Annotated in this window: 19 protein-coding genes; 13 read left to right on the top strand and 6 right to left on the bottom strand. The window is 42.5% G+C overall.

What is annotated here, in order from left to right; translation table 11 throughout:
* The 12 genes from IDZ20_RS14395 (at position 1) to IDZ20_RS14340 (ending at position 12,404) form a co-directional block, all read left to right on the top strand.
* Positions 1-1,965 (top strand): carboxylesterase family protein, encoded by a 1,965-nt coding sequence (locus IDZ20_RS14395; RefSeq protein WP_188152146.1) that lies wholly within the window; start codon positions 1-3, stop codon positions 1,963-1,965.
* 32 nt (positions 1,966-1,997) lie between these two features.
* Positions 1,998-2,414 carry a RidA family protein gene (locus IDZ20_RS14390; protein ID WP_188152145.1) on the top strand — a complete coding sequence of 139 codons (417 nt, stop codon included), beginning with the start codon at positions 1,998-2,000 and terminating at the stop codon, positions 2,412-2,414.
* On the top strand, positions 2,411-3,154 hold the full coding sequence (locus IDZ20_RS14385; RefSeq protein WP_188152144.1) for a class I SAM-dependent methyltransferase: 744 nt from the start codon (positions 2,411-2,413) through the stop codon (positions 3,152-3,154). The genes IDZ20_RS14390 and IDZ20_RS14385 overlap by 4 nt, the downstream gene beginning before the upstream one ends.
* A gap of 26 nt (positions 3,155-3,180) precedes the next feature.
* Entirely contained in the window at positions 3,181-4,314 is a 1,134-nt protein-coding gene (locus IDZ20_RS14380; RefSeq protein ID WP_188152143.1) for an acyl-CoA dehydrogenase family protein, read from the top strand.
* 5 nt (positions 4,315-4,319) lie between these two features.
* Positions 4,320-5,150, top strand: a complete 831-nt coding sequence (locus IDZ20_RS14375) for an SDR family NAD(P)-dependent oxidoreductase (RefSeq protein ID WP_188152142.1) — start codon at positions 4,320-4,322, stop codon at positions 5,148-5,150.
* Entirely contained in the window at positions 5,143-6,492 is a 1,350-nt protein-coding gene (locus IDZ20_RS14370; RefSeq protein WP_188152141.1) for an aminotransferase class I/II-fold pyridoxal phosphate-dependent enzyme, read from the top strand. The genes IDZ20_RS14375 and IDZ20_RS14370 overlap by 8 nt, the downstream gene beginning before the upstream one ends.
* A 14-nt stretch (positions 6,493-6,506) precedes the next feature.
* Entirely contained in the window at positions 6,507-6,770 is a 264-nt protein-coding gene (locus IDZ20_RS14365; RefSeq protein WP_188152140.1) for an acyl carrier protein, read from the top strand.
* An 18-nt stretch (positions 6,771-6,788) separates the two neighbouring features.
* A complete protein-coding gene (locus tag IDZ20_RS14360) occupies positions 6,789-8,144 on the top strand; it encodes a cytochrome P450 (protein ID WP_188152139.1) in 1,356 nt (451 codons plus the stop codon).
* Complete coding sequence (locus IDZ20_RS14355) at positions 8,141-9,019, top strand: hypothetical protein (RefSeq protein WP_188152138.1); 879 nt, start codon at positions 8,141-8,143, stop codon at positions 9,017-9,019. The genes IDZ20_RS14360 and IDZ20_RS14355 overlap by 4 nt, the downstream gene beginning before the upstream one ends.
* Complete coding sequence (locus IDZ20_RS14350; RefSeq protein WP_188152137.1) at positions 9,016-10,407, top strand: beta-ketoacyl-[acyl-carrier-protein] synthase family protein; 1,392 nt, start codon at positions 9,016-9,018, stop codon at positions 10,405-10,407. Before IDZ20_RS14355 ends, IDZ20_RS14350 begins: the two co-directional genes overlap by 4 nt.
* Positions 10,408-10,484: 77 nt before the next feature.
* Positions 10,485-10,940: a 3-hydroxyacyl-ACP dehydratase FabZ family protein gene (locus IDZ20_RS14345; RefSeq protein WP_188152136.1), complete on the top strand. Its 456-nt coding sequence runs from the start codon at positions 10,485-10,487 to the stop codon at positions 10,938-10,940.
* Positions 10,941-11,003: 63 nt separating this feature from the next.
* Positions 11,004-12,404 carry an aldehyde dehydrogenase family protein gene (locus IDZ20_RS14340; RefSeq protein ID WP_188152135.1) on the top strand — a complete coding sequence of 467 codons (1,401 nt, stop codon included), beginning with the start codon at positions 11,004-11,006 and terminating at the stop codon, positions 12,402-12,404.
* Positions 12,405-12,515: 111 nt separating this feature from the next.
* Here IDZ20_RS14340 and htpX read toward each other — a convergent pair whose 3' ends face one another.
* The 6 genes from htpX to IDZ20_RS14310 are packed head-to-tail and all read right to left on the bottom strand — an operon-like array spanning position 12,516 to position 16,674.
* Positions 12,516-13,397, bottom strand: a complete 882-nt coding sequence (gene htpX, locus IDZ20_RS14335; RefSeq protein WP_188152134.1) for a protease HtpX — start codon at positions 13,395-13,397, stop codon at positions 12,516-12,518.
* Between the two features lie 40 nt (positions 13,398-13,437).
* On the bottom strand, positions 13,438-13,737 hold the full coding sequence (locus IDZ20_RS14330; protein WP_188152133.1) for a P-II family nitrogen regulator: 300 nt from the start codon (positions 13,735-13,737) through the stop codon (positions 13,438-13,440).
* A gap of 4 nt (positions 13,738-13,741) precedes the next feature.
* Positions 13,742-14,674 (bottom strand): sodium-dependent bicarbonate transport family permease, encoded by a 933-nt coding sequence (locus tag IDZ20_RS14325; protein ID WP_188152132.1) that lies wholly within the window; start codon positions 14,672-14,674, stop codon positions 13,742-13,744.
* Positions 14,671-15,819, bottom strand: coding sequence for a 5-(carboxyamino)imidazole ribonucleotide synthase (locus tag IDZ20_RS14320; protein ID WP_188152131.1), 1,149 nt, complete (start codon positions 15,817-15,819; stop codon positions 14,671-14,673). Before IDZ20_RS14320 ends, IDZ20_RS14325 begins: the two co-directional genes overlap by 4 nt.
* The gene (gene purE / locus IDZ20_RS14315) at positions 15,819-16,325 is read right to left on the bottom strand and encodes a 5-(carboxyamino)imidazole ribonucleotide mutase (RefSeq protein WP_188152130.1); all 507 of its coding nucleotides are present in this window, start codon (positions 16,323-16,325) and stop codon (positions 15,819-15,821) included. The genes IDZ20_RS14320 and purE overlap by 1 nt, the downstream gene beginning before the upstream one ends.
* On the bottom strand, positions 16,318-16,674 hold the full coding sequence (locus IDZ20_RS14310; protein ID WP_188152129.1) for a hypothetical protein: 357 nt from the start codon (positions 16,672-16,674) through the stop codon (positions 16,318-16,320). The genes purE and IDZ20_RS14310 overlap by 8 nt, the downstream gene beginning before the upstream one ends.
* 103 nt (positions 16,675-16,777) lie before the next feature.
* Between IDZ20_RS14310 and nhaR the strand changes: the two genes are divergently transcribed.
* A complete protein-coding gene (nhaR, locus tag IDZ20_RS14305) occupies positions 16,778-17,665 on the top strand; it encodes a transcriptional activator NhaR (protein WP_188152128.1) in 888 nt (295 codons plus the stop codon).
* The last annotated feature ends 4 nt before the right edge of the window (positions 17,666-17,669 follow it).

Raw genomic sequence — 17,669 nt, 5'->3', positions numbered from 1 at the left:
ATGCCCAATAAACTGTTTAAAGGAAAACGGGCTCTTTTTATTTTTGGGCCTTTGCTTTTTACCTTCATACTTGCACTTGTATACGTGACTCTTAAGGTCAATGTACTGCTGCATATCCCAGCCGAGATCGAGGGGCTACAAGTTGATGATCGCACATTAGTCCATACCGATTTGGGGAAACTACAAGGGTTCGCAGTAGATGAATATGGATATGCGTGGTTAGGAATTAAGTACGCTACGGCATCACGTTGGACTGCACCTAAAAGCATAGATAGTTGGCAGGGAGTTAAGCAGAATTTAAAGGCAGGCCAACGTTGCCCGCAACTTAATCCGACAGACCATAGATTTGGCTTGCCAGAAAATGAACGTGGTAAGGCGGTAGGTTCGGAAGACTGCCTATATCTAAATATTCATGTGCCAAAAAAGGCAAACTTAAATACGGAACAACAGAACACAGCGCAACAGTCCGGTAGGGCCGATTTATCCAAATTACCTGTCATGGTATTTTTTCATTTCGGAGGGAACTCAGTTGGGTGGGGATCTCGCATAGACTTTTCAAAATTTGCATCTGAAATGAATGTCGTGGTGGTAAGTATGAATTATCGCTTAGGCATGTTTGGTTTGTTTTATCATCCTAAAATCAATGATGACAAAGCTGACATATCAAGCCAATCTGGAAATTACGGAACGCTTGATATGGTAGAGGGCCTTAAATGGGTGCATCAACATATCTCCAATTTTGGCGGCGACGAGAATAATGTCGTGATTTTTGGTGGTTCTTCTGGCGCTAAAAGCGTAATGACCTTAACAATGACTCCCTTGGCCAAGGGCTTATTCCATAAGGCAATTGCAATGAGTGGCCTAACGAATGGTATATCTCCTCAAGTAGCTACAAACTTTATTGACGCCGAGCCAAACGGAATAGAGTACAGCTCATCCGAGATTATTAGTCGTTTACTTATAGCCGATAGGAAACAGAAGCTGGAGACACTATCGAGAGCGCAATCAAAGCTGCTATTGAAATCTATGTCATCAGAAGATTTAGCTAAGTTCTTAAATTCTCTTTCGCCTGAAGACATACTCGCAATTGCTACGCCTGACGAGTACGGAAAATATTCTGATTCTTATTTTATAAATGATGGATTTGTTTTCTCTAAAGAAGCATTTTTTGAGTCAATACAACACAGTCCACGGGTAAATCCCGTACCGATGATAGTTGGCACAACTCGAGACGAAACTAAATTGTTTCAGTTGATGGAGCCAGACGAATTTCTCGAAACACGGATGTTTGGCCTGAAAGTACAACCAATCGACCAGACCTATTACGACGTTGCTGCAGAGTATCGTACAAAGGCACTTTATACCTTGCCAGCGCATGAATACTCCCGTTATGTTTCATCTAATGATAACGCTCCGATATTCCAGTATCGATTTGATTGGGACGAGCATCCAAGTGATTTCTTTGTAAAGAATATGATCCTTGATCTTAAACGAACCGTCGGAGCCTCTCACGTTATGGATGTTCCATTTTTTCTAAATGAATTCCAACCCAACTCCATCAGCTTCCCATTAATATTCGTTGGCAAGCACGACACTGCCTCGCGAGATAAGCTGTCGCAAGATTTCCAGTCTTATATAAAATCGTTCATACAATATGGCGATCCTGCTAGCGGGCTAAATGATAATTTAGTTGTATGGAATGCTTGGTCTAATAAAGAAAACGAAGACAAGTATCTTATTTTCGATACAGTAGCTGGCGGTGGTATTCGGCCGTCTACAAAAGAAGAGACAAAAAAAGATCTTATTCAGAAGTTATACGCTGAATCTAGGGTTTCTACAGATAAGATTTGTCGAATTTTTTCCCGTATTAGAAATGAAGAGATGAAGTATTCAGCGAAAGACCATTTCTCGGATTATCCGGAGTTTTACGCCATTTTAAACAAATGCTCTGATACTGATATATAGAGTACATCTATAATAAATTAGTGAATAAATCTATGACTCAATTGATCCAACCTACATCTAGACACCAACCCAGCGGTTATACCCACGGTATTCTGTTAGAACCCGATAGTCGGTTGCTATTTATTTCTGGTCAGTTAGCGTCAAATTCCAGTGGTGCTATAGAACACAAAGGGCTAGTAGAGCAGTTTCTACTTTGCATTGATAACGTTATGCACGTTGTTAATGATGTAGACCCAAACGCGTCAACCAAAAATATAATCAAGATGACTATTTTCATTACAGATTTCGATTGTTATCGAAAATATAAAGCATTAATTGCAGTTGGTTGGAATGCTCGCTTTGGAGATTATTACCCAACGATTTCAATAGTTGAGGTTGGTCAACTTATTGACAAAGACGCTAAAGTCGAAATTGAAGCGATCGCAACTATTGGAGATCAAAATAAATGAGCCAAACGTGGAGCTCCGTACAGTATGAAAAGAATGCGAGATTTGTAAGTGATTTGGGGATGCCGGTAGTAACATTACTAGCACCAAAAGCTGGAGAGCGAATTCTAGATCTCGGCTGCGGTGACGGTGTTCTAACAAAAAAAATTCAAGATATGGGGTGCGACCTGGTTGGCGTCGATGCAAGCGCTGAGTTTATCGAGTCAGCTTTAGCTCTTGGAATAAACGCTAATCAATCAAGCGCCTACGATATCAAGTACGAAGGCGAGTTTGATGCGGTATTCAGTAACGCCGCCCTGCATTGGATGAAAGATGCAGATCTTGTATGTACAAATGTATATAGATCACTTAAGAAGGGCGGTCGGTTTGTCGCGGAATGTGGTGGTTTCGGTTGTGTAGATACAATTCGGACTGCATTGTTACAAGAATTAGAAGCACTTGGTCATGATGGTACCGCATTTGATCCGTGGTATTTCCCTACCGTTGAACAATACTCTACACACCTTGAAAGCGCAGGTTTTAAGATTAATAGCATCGCACTAATACCTCGACCTACGCCTTTGCCTGGCGATGTTCTTGGCTGGCTGGAGACGTTCTCTAAATCTTTCTTGGCGCCAATATCGGAAAATAGTCGCACAGAATTTCTTGAGCGTGTTCGCACCAAAATTATGCCAAAGCTTTTTAATTCCGAAAGCGGATGGACGGCTGATTACATTAGGTTGCGATTTGAGGCCTTGAAATAACTTATATTTAATTACTGAGGCTATTTGTGCAACAAGATCTTGAGCAATTTAAAGATGGTTTCGAATCCTGGTGTCAGTCGAGTATTGTCCCCTATTACGAGGATTGGCAAAATACTGGCGGCATTCCGAAAGAAGTCTGGCTTGAAGCCGGTAAAAATGGATTTCTTTGCCCGAGCGTTCCACGTTCGTTAGGCGGGCAGGGCCGTAGTTTCCACTTTTCTCTCGCAATCATAGAAACACTCGCTAAATTGGGGTTAAGTAGTATTACGTTTCCGTTGCACTCGGACATCGTCACGCCTTATATCGTGAGCCGTGCCTCTAAAATACTACAAGATAAATATCTGCCTGATCTTATTCAAGGAACGCTCATAACAGCGATAGCGTTAACTGAATCTCAAGGTGGCTCAGACCTGCAATCAACTGAAACTACGGCATATCTAGACGGGGACGAATGGGTCATAAATGGTTCTAAATCCTATATTTCCAACGGATCGACAGCTGACCTTATTCTTGTCCTGTGTAAGACCTCGGATACCACACCCTTTAATTTAAGTCTTTTATTGGTGGAACGCGCTAGCGTCGGTATTTCTAACGGGCAGCACTATAAGAAAATTGGATATAGGGCACAAGATACTGCAGAGATAGTATTTAACAATTGCAGGGTACCGAAAGAAAATATCGTAGGTGCCGTAGGATCGGGCATGTTAAGTGTAATGCGTCATGTTCCTATGGAGCGATTTATCATAGCAGTACACTGCACAGCCTTGGCAAAAAGCGTCTTTCAAAAATGCGTGCAGCATGTTAAAGCACGCGAGGTGGGTGGTGATCTTTTATCGAACAAACAAACTGTTCGATTCGCACTTGCAGAGATGCGTACTGAAATTGATGTTACGCAATCTTTCATCAACGCGTGCCTCGAAAAAATTATTAATAACGAACAGTATCTAGTCGATGCTAGTCAAGCAAAGTATTGGGCTAGTGAAATGCTTTCTCGGGTTTCTGACCGATGTCTTAGTCTATTTGGTGCTTCTGGCTATATGGAAGATTCATTTGTCGCTAGGGCTTTTGTAGACGCACGAGCAATGCGAATTTTTGGCGGCTCTACCGATATTTTGAAAGACATTATTGGCAATAATGAAGTGACGCGGGGCTTGGAATAGAACCCATGTTCAATCGAAAATCTAAATATTTCAGCCATAAAACAATAATAATCATTGGCGGTAGCGAAGGCATCGGGCTAGGTGTTGCTGAAGAAATTAGCCGCTATTCCTGTAATCTGGTTGTTGTATCTAGAAATAGAATAAAGCTTGAACGTGCCGTTAAATATCTGGAGCTAACGTCACACTCCACCACCTCTATCAGTTATTTCGTTGCGGACATAAACGACAAGGAATCCTTAGCTGCACTTAAAAACCAAGTTTTATCACAATTTGGGGATATAGACATCGTTATCAACTCTGCGGGCGTGGCAATTTCTCGCTATTTTCTTGATTACAAAAGTAGCGAGCTTAAAGCGCTTATCGATGTAAATTATTTCGGCCCGATAAATATTTTTCAAACTTTTTTACCCTTTTTTCAGGAAAAGCAAAAAGGACATATCGTCCAAACAGCATCGGTGCTCGGATTTATGGGGTTGTTCGGCTTTTCAGCGTATGCAGCTAGTAAACATGCACTGGTTGGTTTGTGCGAATCGCTTTATTCGGAGTACAAAAATCAGAATATTAGAATTTCGGTTCTATGCCCACCGGCAACTCATACGCCTGGCTTTGAAGTTGAAAACCTAACAAAACCAAAGGCCGTTTTGGCTGCAGAAAGAAAAATTCCGCCTATTACAGTAGGGCTAGTAGCAAAAACCTTAACGAACGCAATGCCCAAGAATACCTTTATGATCGTACCATCCTTTTTGGCTAGGTTGGTTTACATGGCTCATAGGTTCGCCCCAAGAGCTGTACGCAATATGTCTTTACTTAACAAAGCGGATTCAGTATATGAATGAGAAAATTCAAGTAGGCGAAAATTTCAGTATTGGTGACGAAATATTTCATGATCAAAAAATGAGCACTGCTGAACGAGTCGATATTTTTAATCGATTAGGCCAGCAAGAGGTAGACCGCAATCGTATCTTTTACCACAGATTAATTTCATCTCCTTCCGAGTCTCATGTTTTTGTAGAAGATCCTATTTCAGGCGATACTCGCGAAATGATCATGTTCGGTTCCAACAGCTACCTAGGACTTGGTAATCATCCTCATATTCGTGAAAAAGCGAAGAAGATGATAGATCTATACGGGTCGGGAGTTGGCGGCGTTGCTTTCTTAAGTGGGTATACAAAGTTACATCAAGAGCTAGAAGAACGTATCGCAGCTTTTAAAGGTAAGGAAGCTGCTATGGTATTTTCTTCCGGTTATTCCGCTAACGTTGGTTTGGTTAGTGGCATGACTCAATCAAGCGATATCGTTATATACGATGAGTACTCTCACGCCTCATTTTATGATGGCATGATCCTATCAAGAGTGCGCCTCTATAAGTTTCGTCACAACAATACTGAACACTTAGAGAAATTGTTAAAGAAGCACTCTCAATCTGGAAGAAATATTTTCGTTGGCGTGGAAGGCGTTTATTCAATGGATGGTGATATTTGTCCGTTGGATGAGGTTGTGCGGTTATGCAAACAATACAATGCCATGCTTATGGTTGACGATGCGCATGGCACAGGAGTTCTTGGAGCTTCGGGTAGAGGCGTGGGTGAGCATTATAAGGCGACTAAAGACATCGATTTATTGATGGGTACTTTCAGTAAGGCGATCAGCGCAACAGGTGGTTTCATTACCGGCTCGAAGGAAATGATTAATTTTTTGCGTTACTTTAGCCGTTCATACATGTTTTCGTCGGCGATGTGCCCCGGAACAACAGGTGCAATTCTCGGCGCATTAGACGTAATGGAAAACGAGCCAGAGCGACGATTAACCCTATTAGATAACGTGCAATACGCCGTTTCTAGCATTAATCAATTAAGCCATAACTTTGATGTAAACGCCGAAGCAGCCATTGTTATTGTCATGGTACCCCTCGATATGGATATCCGTCTTGCGGCGTATGAATTCCATAAGAATGGTATTTTTCTCAATTCAGTAGAATACCCAGCCGTGCCGGTAGAACAACAACGGTTCAGGATAAGTTTGATGGCAACTCACACAAAGAAAGATATAGATGAACTCGTTCAAGTATTGGACTACGTATGGAATCAATACAAGAAAGGAATGTTTAGCTTTGAAACTGTTGCTGTTTTAAATTCCGCCAGAAACGTCGCCGAAGTAGAACTCGAAAACTTGAATTAAATTTAGGAGGAAATATGTCAAAGGAAAAAGTGTTAGAGAAACTGTTTGAGATGGTTCGAGACAACCTTCTTTTAGAGGAAGGTACCGTTTTGACTAAAGACAGCGATTTAATCAAAGAGGTGGGACTTGATTCAATGGATATAGTGAGTTTGGGAATGGAGGTCCAAGACGAATTCGAAGTCGAAATTACACCAGAAGAACTCAATATTGAGGTTATTACACTCGACTTTATTGCAGATCTTATTATTCAGAGACAAACTAATATGGCACCCGCCTAAAAAGAGTAGCCTAGGATCATGTTAGATTTAAAAGACATCCCTACATCTCGGCTACCTTCTTTGGTTGAAACTATAGTTTGGGCGCTCAATCCACTTCAGTATTATGAACGATGTCGTGAAAAATTCGGACCGGTATTTCGAATAAAAATATTCGGTTGGGCAGATCTTGTGATGGTCTCTGATCCAGAGGTGGTCAAAGATATTTACGCGCAGCCTAGATCTAGCCTACTTGCCGGAGAAACAAATAAGATTCTAGAGCCTATGGTTGGGCCGGACTCAGTTTTCGTACTAGATGGAGAACAGCACAGCCATGCTCGACGCTCTTTGCAACCGCCGCTTAAATCGCAGCAGTTGTTACGGCAAGGTGCAATGATAAATGAATCAATTAGTGGCTTTCTCAATAATCTTGATAATGGGCGAGATCTTTCAGAGCTTTTTAGAGAAATTACCCTGTCAGTCATGGTTAAAGTTCTTTTCGGGGAAAAATCTCTCAATACTCCACGAGCGTATCAGAAGATCCTGTTTCCGTTGTTAGGTCCAATCACCGGCCTATTAGCATTTGTCCCCCCTTTAAGAATGGACTTTGGACGGTTTAGCCCCTTTGGTTGGTACCGCGGTAGGGTAAAGGCATTTTCAAACTTGATATACGGCGAAATCAACGCTCAGAAAACTATCGAGGAGTTGTCAGCGTCACAATCTCGTTCGATGCTGCAACATCTTCTGAGGCTCCAAAAAGAAGACAATATTGTTTCTGATGAATGGGTAAAAAATCAGATTATTTCGTTGTTTGTCGCCGGTAATGACACAAGCGCCGCAGGTATGGCTTGGGCGACGTATTGGATTTATTCAAGACCAGATATCATTCAAAAACTGAGATATTCTCTACCTAGAGTTGATCAATTTGATGACGAGGTATTGAATACCATTATGCAAGACAAATATCTTGATAATGTCTATCAAGAAGCATTGCGGGTATTGCCGGTAATTGATTTTTATTCGCGGATACGGACCGACTTCTGTTTGAAGACAGAGCCAAAACAAGTCTTTATTTCACCTTGTAGCTTTTTGTTTCAGAGAGACGAAAAAATTTTTAACGACCCAAAGGCATTCGTTCCGGAACGGTTTGAAGACAACAAATTCGACACCGGAAACTATAGTCCATATGGTGGCGGTGTTCGTCGATGCATCGGTATACATTTGGCAGAAATGCTAATAAAGCTAACAATTTTTCAACTAGTACAAAGATTTACGTTCGAAATAAAGGGGTTTGATAGTGTAAAACCCCGCCGACGTAACGTGATCTTAGCGCCGTCTAAGCTCATTGTTAAAAGCTTAAAATTTGCAGAAAAGATGGAGCCTTTAGCTACTCTATGAAAACAATAAAAAGAAAACAACTCATTGCATTACACGAAAGAGAATCCTGTCCAGAATTATTGAGGATCTGTTTTTTAAATGCTCTAGCTAACACTTGGTCGTGGGCACCTAAGGCTCCTAACATCTTTCCGTCTTCCCTAAAGACTGCTTGGGATAAGTTATGGAGACCACCCTCTCGCGAAACTATTGAGCCAATCGTAAAAGCGCTAAAAGCCACTGGCAGTAATAAGATCCTCGATCTTTGTTCTGGAATGGGCGGACCCATCCCAGATAATCTTAGCGCTATAGAGGAGGCCTTCGGCAGTAAAGTAACGCTGGTACTTTCAGATTACCACCCTAATCCTTCTGGCTGGGAAACCCTAAAGGCACAGTACCCAAAAAACCATATTCAATATATTTCCCAGCGTGTTGATGCTCGTGATGTCGAAAGCCAAACTGGGCTTAGAACGATGTGTTGTAGTTTCCATCATTTTAGACCTCACGATGCGGTTGGGATTATTCAAAGTACCGTTAACGCCAACGAAGGTATTTTAATCTTCGAACTTACCGAACGCACTCCGCTTGGTTTTGTTATGGTGTTTTTAACGATTATGGCTTCATTAATCGACCCATTTGTCGAACCACGAAAATGGAGTCGCTTTATTGTTACTTATCTAATCCCCATAGCGCCATTTGTTTATCTCTTTGATGCTATGACTGGTGTCTTTCGTTCCTATACAACACGAGAGAAAAAAATTCTTATTTCCCAAGTCGATGGCCATGAACATTATCATTGGGAACACCATAAAAAGATTTTGTGGCGATCTGGTGGTGGTTTCACTTACGTGCTTGGCTATCCCAAACAAAACAATACTAAACAGAGAGAAATCAGATGAGCAATCGGGTCGTTGTAACTGGAATTGGTTTAGTATCTCCAATTGGCCACGATTTATCGACATTTTGGAGTAATTGCCTGCGCGGTGAAAGCGCGGCAGCGCCTATCCCGGAATTTTGGCAAAATTTTTACGACTATAAATCTATTTTTTGGTCGGAGTTAATTTTGCCCGACTACAAAGCTCTTGGCTATTCTGCATTTATGCGTTCAAAGACAGACCCAGCGGCGCTCAACAGTATTATTGCAGCAAAAAGCGCACTCAATGATGCGGGCTTATCCCTGGAATCAACCGGTAAACATCAGTCTAGATTATGCGACTACGATGCTGGCGACGTAGGTGTATATGTTGGTACCGGTATCGGCGGAATAGCATCTTTCATTGATAGTTATAACCACCAGTCAAACTCTGTAATACATAAATCGATTAAAGAATTTAAGTCTAACTTTCTAGCAGAGCCCAAGTCAGGTAGCGCTCCTTCGGAGCCAGAAAATAACCCCCTAAGCCATACAGAAAGCCTATTGCACTACGACAAAAAGTTTAATCCATTCGTAGTCTCCATGCATATGCCAAACGCCAGCGCTGCAAACATTGGCATTAGCCTTGGAGTCACCGGTGAGTGCAACACTTACAGCTATGCATGTGCGTCATCAACAATTTCAATCGGTGAGGCATTCAGAAGTGTCGCATCGGGCACAGTTAAATGTGCAATCGCAGGTGGCACAGAGTACATGCATGACCCTTACGGTGCTATTTTTCGTGCTTTTGATCAGGGTGGTACCTTAACACGCCATACGGATTCTCCTCGAACATGTAACATGCCATTCGATAAAGGACGTTCTGGATTTATGTTTAGTGAAGGTGGGGCATGTTATCTAGTTCTGGAAGACTATGACTCAGCTTTGGCACGAGGAGCGAACATATACGGGGAGATTAGTGGTTATAGCCGAAATTTTGAAGGTTATAGTACGATGATTATTGAACCGTCAGGAAGGAACATTAAATCGTTGCTGGGGAAATTACTAGCTCAGGCGGGCATTGAAGGCACCGACATTCAGTACGTCAATAGTCATGGCACTGGAACCGTCCCAAACGACGACGTCGAATCGGAAGCAATCGAACATATTGTTGGAAAGAAAGCATTCGTTAACAGTACAAAATCTATCCTTGGTCACTCTCTTGGTGCGTCCGGTGCTTTTGAAGCAGCAGTCACGTTTCTATCTATAAAAAATCAACAGTTGCACCCATCCGCAAATATTAGTGATCCCGTTCGCGATTTAAACTTTGTTACTAAACCTACCGAGGCTACGATTACTCGCGCAATTACTCAATCCTTTGCGTTTGGTGGCCACAACGCAGCGCTACTTTGCTCATCAATAATTAATGAATAGTTACTACAACTATATCTGCTTGTAGTAGCCACGCAAAACCAAACGTTGCTAACAAGTAGATTAAAGGGCCGGTCATAATGGAAGATACATACTTAGATAAAAGCGATTTAGCGGCCATTCTTCCGCATGGTATCGAATTTGTTTTTATAGACCTCGTAAAATCGTTTTGTCCAGTTAAACAAGCTTTGGTTAGCGAATTCTTCGTCAATACTGAAGATAAAAGGATCAAGGGGCATTTTGCAGATCGAATTATTTTTCCTGCAATATTTCAAATAGAGGCCATGGCGCAAAGCTCAGGCGTACTACTTCATCTACTTGAACGCGATACGTTTGGCGGAACTGAACAAACGCTTCAGGGATACTTAATACAGAATAAAATATCCTTTAAACGTATTGTTTATCCCGGTAGTAAAATTGAAATTCATACTAGTATTAAGCAACGATTTGGAAACAATACTGAGTTTAACGTTATATGTAACGTCGACGGCCATAGAGTAAGCCACGGAACTTTGCAAATTGCTGTTCAAAAGTAGTGCGTTCTTAATGCTTAGCAAACGTTATTATTTGTTTTAGTATGATCATCGTGGAATAGTTAGATGAACGAACCTTACTTGTCAGAGATATCAAATAAATTCGATATTCAAACTTCCGCTTACCTTGACAACAAGTATCCTAGTTTTGAAAGCCGAATAGACTCTTTGAATAAATTGAGGCGCTTACTTCTAGATAATATGGCGCATATAGAGCAGGCAATTTCCAAAGACTTTGGCTATCGCTCACCCCATGAGACTCGTCTTTTCGAATTTTTTCCGTGTATGGAAGCGATCAATTTCTCCATTCGCAATTTAAAGCGCTGGATGAAGCCCGTACGCAGGTCGACCTCAATTTGGCTGATGCCTGGTGCAGCTTTTCTACAACATCAGCCGCTAGGCGTTGTAGGAATTATTGTTCCTTGGAACTACCCATTGTATTTGTTGGTTTCTCCACTTGTCTCCGCAATCGCGGCGGGAAACCGAGTGATGCTCAAGTTGTCGGAACACTCCCCCAATTTTTCTACACTTATCACTAATCTCCTTCAAGATCAGTTTCCCGTGGATAAAGTATGTGTCGTTACGGGAGGACAGAAAGTAGCCGAGTATTTCGTACAGCTGCCTTTTCAACACTTATTTTTTACGGGTTCTACTAAAGTTGGCCGCAGTGTAATGAGTGCCGCTAGCCAAAACCTCACCCCTGTTACCCTAGAGCTTGGCGGAAAATCACCTGTATTAGTTGATGTCGATTATTCAATTGAAAAGGCGGTTCGCAGTATCGTATGGGGTAAATTGGTTAACGCAGGTCAGGCCTGCATAGCGCCAGATTATGTGCTGATTCCGAAAGGACATAGCAAATTATTTATTAAAAAGGCAATCAGTTATAGCGAGATATTGTATAAAAATGCTGACACGGATTTCACAAGTATAGTAAGTGAAGAACACTATAAACGATTGAATTCAATGCTTGACGACGCTAAACAGAAAGGTGCTCATATCCATGTCGCCGAAAAAATGAGAGTGTTAAAAGGGCGTTATATGGCGTTGCACCTCCTAACAAATGTAAATAATACTATGGATATTATGGGGGAAGAATTGTTTGGCCCAATCATCCCGGTAATTGAATACTCAGACATCGATGAAGCCGTCGCATACATTAATACTCGTGACAAACCCTTAGCGCTTTATATTTTCTCTAACGATAGGTCTACGATAAATGGAATTTTGAAGCAAACGCATTCTGGTGGCGTCACTGTTAACGATACTCTGGTACATATGCCTATCGAGAGTCTTCCATTTGGCGGTGTCGGTGGTAGTGGTATGGGTCGTTGTCACGGCGAATTTGGTTTTAAGACATTTTCCAACCAAAGATCGATTTTCAAGCAAGCTAGATTCAATCTGTCTTCGCTTGTACATCCCCCCTATAATCGACTAACGCGCCTCATACTAAAGCTGATGTTAAGGTAAGGGTCGATTAGTCTAGAAGAACGCTGGACTTTATTGTGACAGATACCGATCTTTTGCCACCTTAGCTTATAGAGATAGGCCAAGGTGGCCTATAACATTTAGGCTTTTTAATCAGCTCTTCAAAGCCGCAATACGAACGTCAAGAGGGGGATGACTAGCGAAATATTTCTTGAATCCACTAAGTCTGGCTGAGTTTATACCGAACGCCAGCAAACTATCTGGCATTTCGGTCTGCTGCAATTGTTCGCGCTGCAGTGCCCTTAGCGCATTAATCATGGACGTTCTATCCGTTAACGCTGCGCCACCGGCATCGGCTTTAAATTCACGATAGCGCGAAAACCACATAACGATAGTGGATGCGAGAATGCCCAAGACCATCTCACACACAAATACGATAACGAAGTAGGCAATACCGTGGCCATTTTCATTTTTGAACACCACTCGGTCGATAACACTGCCGATAATGCGCGCAAAGAACATCACAAACGTATTAATTACACCTTGAATTAGCGTTAGGGTAATCATATCGCCATTGGCGATGTGCGCAATTTCATGACCAACAACCGCTCTCGCTTCGTCCTTAGTCATGTTCCGTAGCAGCCCCTCACTCACCGCAACAAGCGCGTTGTTCTTATTCCATCCCGTAGCAAATGCATTCGACTGACTCGCCGGAAATATACCTACGTCGGGCATACCGATCCCGGCCTTTTTCGATAGCTCTTCGACTGTTTGCACCAGCCATTGTTGTTGCTGGGTTGCCGGCGTCTTAATTATTTGGACCCGCGCGCTCCACTTTGCCATAATTTTGGAAAGGAACAGCGAAACGAAGGCACCCGCCATACCAAACACTGCGCAAAAAATTAACAGCGATGTTAAATTAAGCCCAGACCCATTTTCATTAAGATACGAGCCAACGCCTAAAATATTTAGCGTTAAGCTAGCCACTATCACAATCGCCAAGTTAGTTGCTAGAAATAGTCCTATGCGTTTCATCTGTTTTACCTCTGCTGATAATCAGTTAGTGAAAAATTCGTTAGAATTTATCGGATCTAAGTACGGTTACCGGTGATCGGTAGACGATCATCGCATAGTCATCAAAGTAGTTTGTCTCTAATGTATGGGTGATGACTTCGGCCAAATGCGCGTTGCAAACAACTTCGATTTGTATGTTCGCGCTTTCTTTCCAGTCACCACCGCGGTTGCCCGTATGCCCTTTACCGCGCACATCAATTACCGTATAGCCTGTGGCGCCGAGCTGTTCTATTTTTTTACACAACTCGGTTTCCAATACCGCTTCGGTAATTATGGTTATTAACTCCTTCTCTGTACTCATCTGTTTAACCCTGCATCAGTTTTGCTATTTGATAGTAAATGGGGATTCCAACTAAAACATTAAAGGGGAAGGTAATGCCTAGAGACGCCGTTAGTGATAATGTCGGATTTGCGCTAGGAACTGATATTCGCATCGCCGCTGGTACAGCGATATACGAAGCACTTGCGGTTAGCGTACCCAGCACCGTTGCGCCACCCACAGAAAGGCCCATAGCTAAACCAACCCACACACCGCCGATGGCCATCAATACCGGAACAATTATCCCAAAGCCCACCAAAAAAAATCCGTAGTTTTTCAAGCTGCTTAGTTGGCGTGCGGTAATTAAGCCCATCTCCAGTAAGAACAGCGCGAGTATGCCCGTGAACAAATCGAAAAATAGTGGTTTGATTTTGGTAATGCCGTCCGGTCCGGCTATCCAGCCAATGGCAAGTCCGCCAATTAGTAATACCACACCTTTTCCCAAAAATATTTCGTGGCTTATTTTCCCCCAGGCCATATTGGCTTGAATGCCTTTCGCTAGCAGGATACCGACGATTATCGCAGGAATTTCCAGCATTACGACGAATACCGGTAAATGTGCCTCATACTCGATTGAGTTGTTTTCCATAAAGGCAATGGCAACCGCAAAAGTGCCTACACTTACCGAGCCGTAATGAGCGGCGATAGAAGCCGCATCCTCTCTTTTAAATTTTCCTAGCTGTCTTAGTACAGGAGACAGTACCAGCGGGATAACAAAACCTATCAGTAATACAACACCAATTTGTGGTAGTAGGCTAATAAACGGTTGTTTCGCCAGCTCTACGCCGCCTTTCATACCAATTGTTATTAACAATAATATGCTAAGCAAATCGTATATGGCAGGCGGTATTTTTAAGTCCGAACGAAATAGACTTGCGAGAAAACCAAAGATAAAAAACAGAATTATTGGATCTATCATTGAGCTATTTTCTCTTGTGTAAGGGCATCTAAACGCTTGTAGATATGGTTGGACAAGGTTGTCTCGTTTAGCTGTTTGAGCAAGTTGCCTAGCTTGTAGTAAAACGTGGTCTCTCCAATCTCATTGCCGAGTAGATTGATATGACCGACTTTTCTTTCAGAGCGTGGTTCTTTTTGGTAGTCGTACACCTTTATACTCTTGTCATCTTCATACCTTGATAAATTTGGTACATGGCCAATAAGATTAACCATTGCCGCAGGCGCAATCACGTCTGGCTGACTAAGGCTTTTACCTGTAATCGCGGTTAAGTGGCTGACAAATTGCGAACTGCTTGTGCCGTCGATAGTCCAATGGCCTGAGTTGTGTACGCGTGGAGCTACTTCATTGACAATTATTTTGTCGCCCTTTACAAATAACTCCACTGTCATACAGCCGATATAATTTAAGTCATGTAAGACTTTTTTAATGATGTCTTCGGCTTTTTTTTGCATAGGATGATTCAGGCTTACCAGCGATAGACGCAACTGACCATGCCGGTGATAGTTTTCACTAACGGGGTAGAACACAATATTATGCTGAAGGTCTCGTGCAGCGATTATTGATATTTCATAGTCAAACGCTAAGTACTCTTCGATAATGCAATATTGCTCAAGTTCAAGCCAAGCGCTCTGCAACTCGTCCATATTATGGACAACTTTTTGGCCTCTTCCGTCATAGCCATTTTTCAGTGACTTTATCACCGCTGGAAAGCCAAGATATTCCACCGCATCGTTCAGATCTTCTTCTGTCAAGGCTCGCTGATATTTAACCGTCGCTAAGTGCTGGTCGTTTAGATAGCGTTTCTCTGTTAACCTATCTTGGAATATTTCCAGCGCCTCGATGCTTGGATAGATTTTGTCAGTGCAATTTAGTGTTTTAAGACTATCAATCGAAATATTTTCGGATTCATAGGTAATTACGTCAACCGATTCTGCTAGTGTGCTGAGGGTATTATTTTCTGCTTGTCGCGCATAGACGGGATTACAGTATTCGGTTAAATGAAGACATTTTTTTGTACCAAAGGGTATTAGCTCTATGCCCATATAATTGCTGGCCTGCGCCAGCAATAACGATAATTGTCCAGTACCGATTACAGCGACTTTCATTATATAACCTCGCGCGGATCCAGTTGCGTTAATACTTTTTCAGTTTGTTGGCGTCGGTATTGGATTAAGCGCTTTTTAATGTCTGGATACTTGTTGGCTAGAATCGCAGCCGCTAACAAACCAGCGTTGGTCGCCCCAGCTTTTGATATCGCCAAGGTGCCAACGGGAATGCCAGCCGGCATTTGCGCTATAGATAGTAGCGAATCTATACCATTTAACGCCTCAGATTGGATAGGCACGCCAAGTACAGGCAGATGTGTTTTCGCTGCAACCATACCCGGCAAGTGCGCCGCACCGCCGGCGCCCGCGACAATGACCTCTAAACCATTTTCATCTGCCTGCTCTGCAAAACTAAACAACCTATCAGGCGTACGATGCGCTGAAACTACCGATACTTCATACTCAATTAACAACGTTTCTAATACGTCTGCACAAAACTTCATGGTGCCCCAATCTGATTTCGAGCCCATGATAACGGCGACTAGTGGCTTGTTTTGGTTAGTCATAGGGGTTCGCTTCCAAGTTTTCAAAAAAGGCGCGACGTTCGCGGTGCAGTTCCTTCATTTTCAATTTACGGCTAATCACAGACTTCGCTCGGCTTAGGCATTTATCGACTACATAGGTCACATTTTCGCCTTTGCCGGATATCACAATTGGCTCCTTTCCTCGGCCCTTCAGGTTGAGCACACACTGCTTGTCTTCACCGCCTTTAGGGCCGTTTATATCTTTAATATGTAACTCGACATCATCTATCCGGTTTTGGAATCTAGAAAATGTGAATAGCACATTACATCTAATGTTTTCGCGTGCCGCTTCCGACAGTTTTATATCGGGTGAATTGATCAGTACGTTCATCGCTTATTCCTCATTGGTTAGATTCGGAGCCAGCATAAAGCTATTGATTAACTTATAAAATTCGAATTTAATAAGGCAATAGTTCGAAAAAAACGAAGGTTCTATGAATTACAAACATCTCTATTACTTTCTTACCGTTGCTCGAGAAGGCAGTATTACTAAGGCCTGCGAGTCATTGCATCTAACGCCACAGACGATTAGCGGGCAGCTAAGTCAATTAGAACAGCGACTTGATATCGCCTTGTTTACCAAGGTCGGGAGAAACTTACAGTTGACCGAGTCGGGCAAGCTCGTGAAAGAGTATGCCGAAGAAATCTTTTCACTTGGCGATGAGCTAGAAGAGATGGTTCGAACTATGCCAGAAGATCGTCCCTTCGAATTCAAGGTAGGCGTATTAGACGTTGTCCCAAAATCCATAGCCTATCAACTTCTGTCACCGGCGCTGGCGGTTAATAGCTCGGTGAGAATTATTTGTCGAGAAGGATCGATGGAAGAATTACTGCTCGACCTTGCCGTGCACAAACTAGATTTGGTGTTGGCCGACGCGGTGATACCGCCATCCATTAATGTGAAGGGATTTAGTCATCACCTTGGCGAATGTGGTATTTCCTTCTTTGCTAAGAAAACCGTAGCGAAAAAACTCGCTAAGGGTTTTCCGCAGTCGCTAAACGGCGCACCTATGTTAATACCAGGAAAAATCGCCAATATTTATGCGCAGATTCAACGCTGGTTTGTAACTCACAACGTTCAACCCAAAATAGTTGGTGAATTTGATGATACAGCGTTAATGAAAGCCTTCGGTCGTGGTGGCGCGGGTATTTTTACAGCACCGACACCAATCGCACGAGAAGTAGAGAAAGAATACGATGTTGTCGAGATGGGCAGCACTACTGAAATTATCGAGCAGTTTTACGCAATTACCGTAGAGCGAAAAATTATTCACCCCGCAGTGATAGCGATCACCGAATCGGCGCGGAATATTTTGATTTAGCGTA

Origin of the sequence: Teredinibacter waterburyi (assembly GCF_001922985.1) — a bacterium.
In the GTDB taxonomy this organism is placed as follows: domain Bacteria; phylum Pseudomonadota; class Gammaproteobacteria; order Pseudomonadales; family Cellvibrionaceae; genus Teredinibacter; species Teredinibacter waterburyi.
Note: the sequence above shows the minus strand (reverse complement) of the source record. Positions and strands in the feature narration are given on the sequence as shown.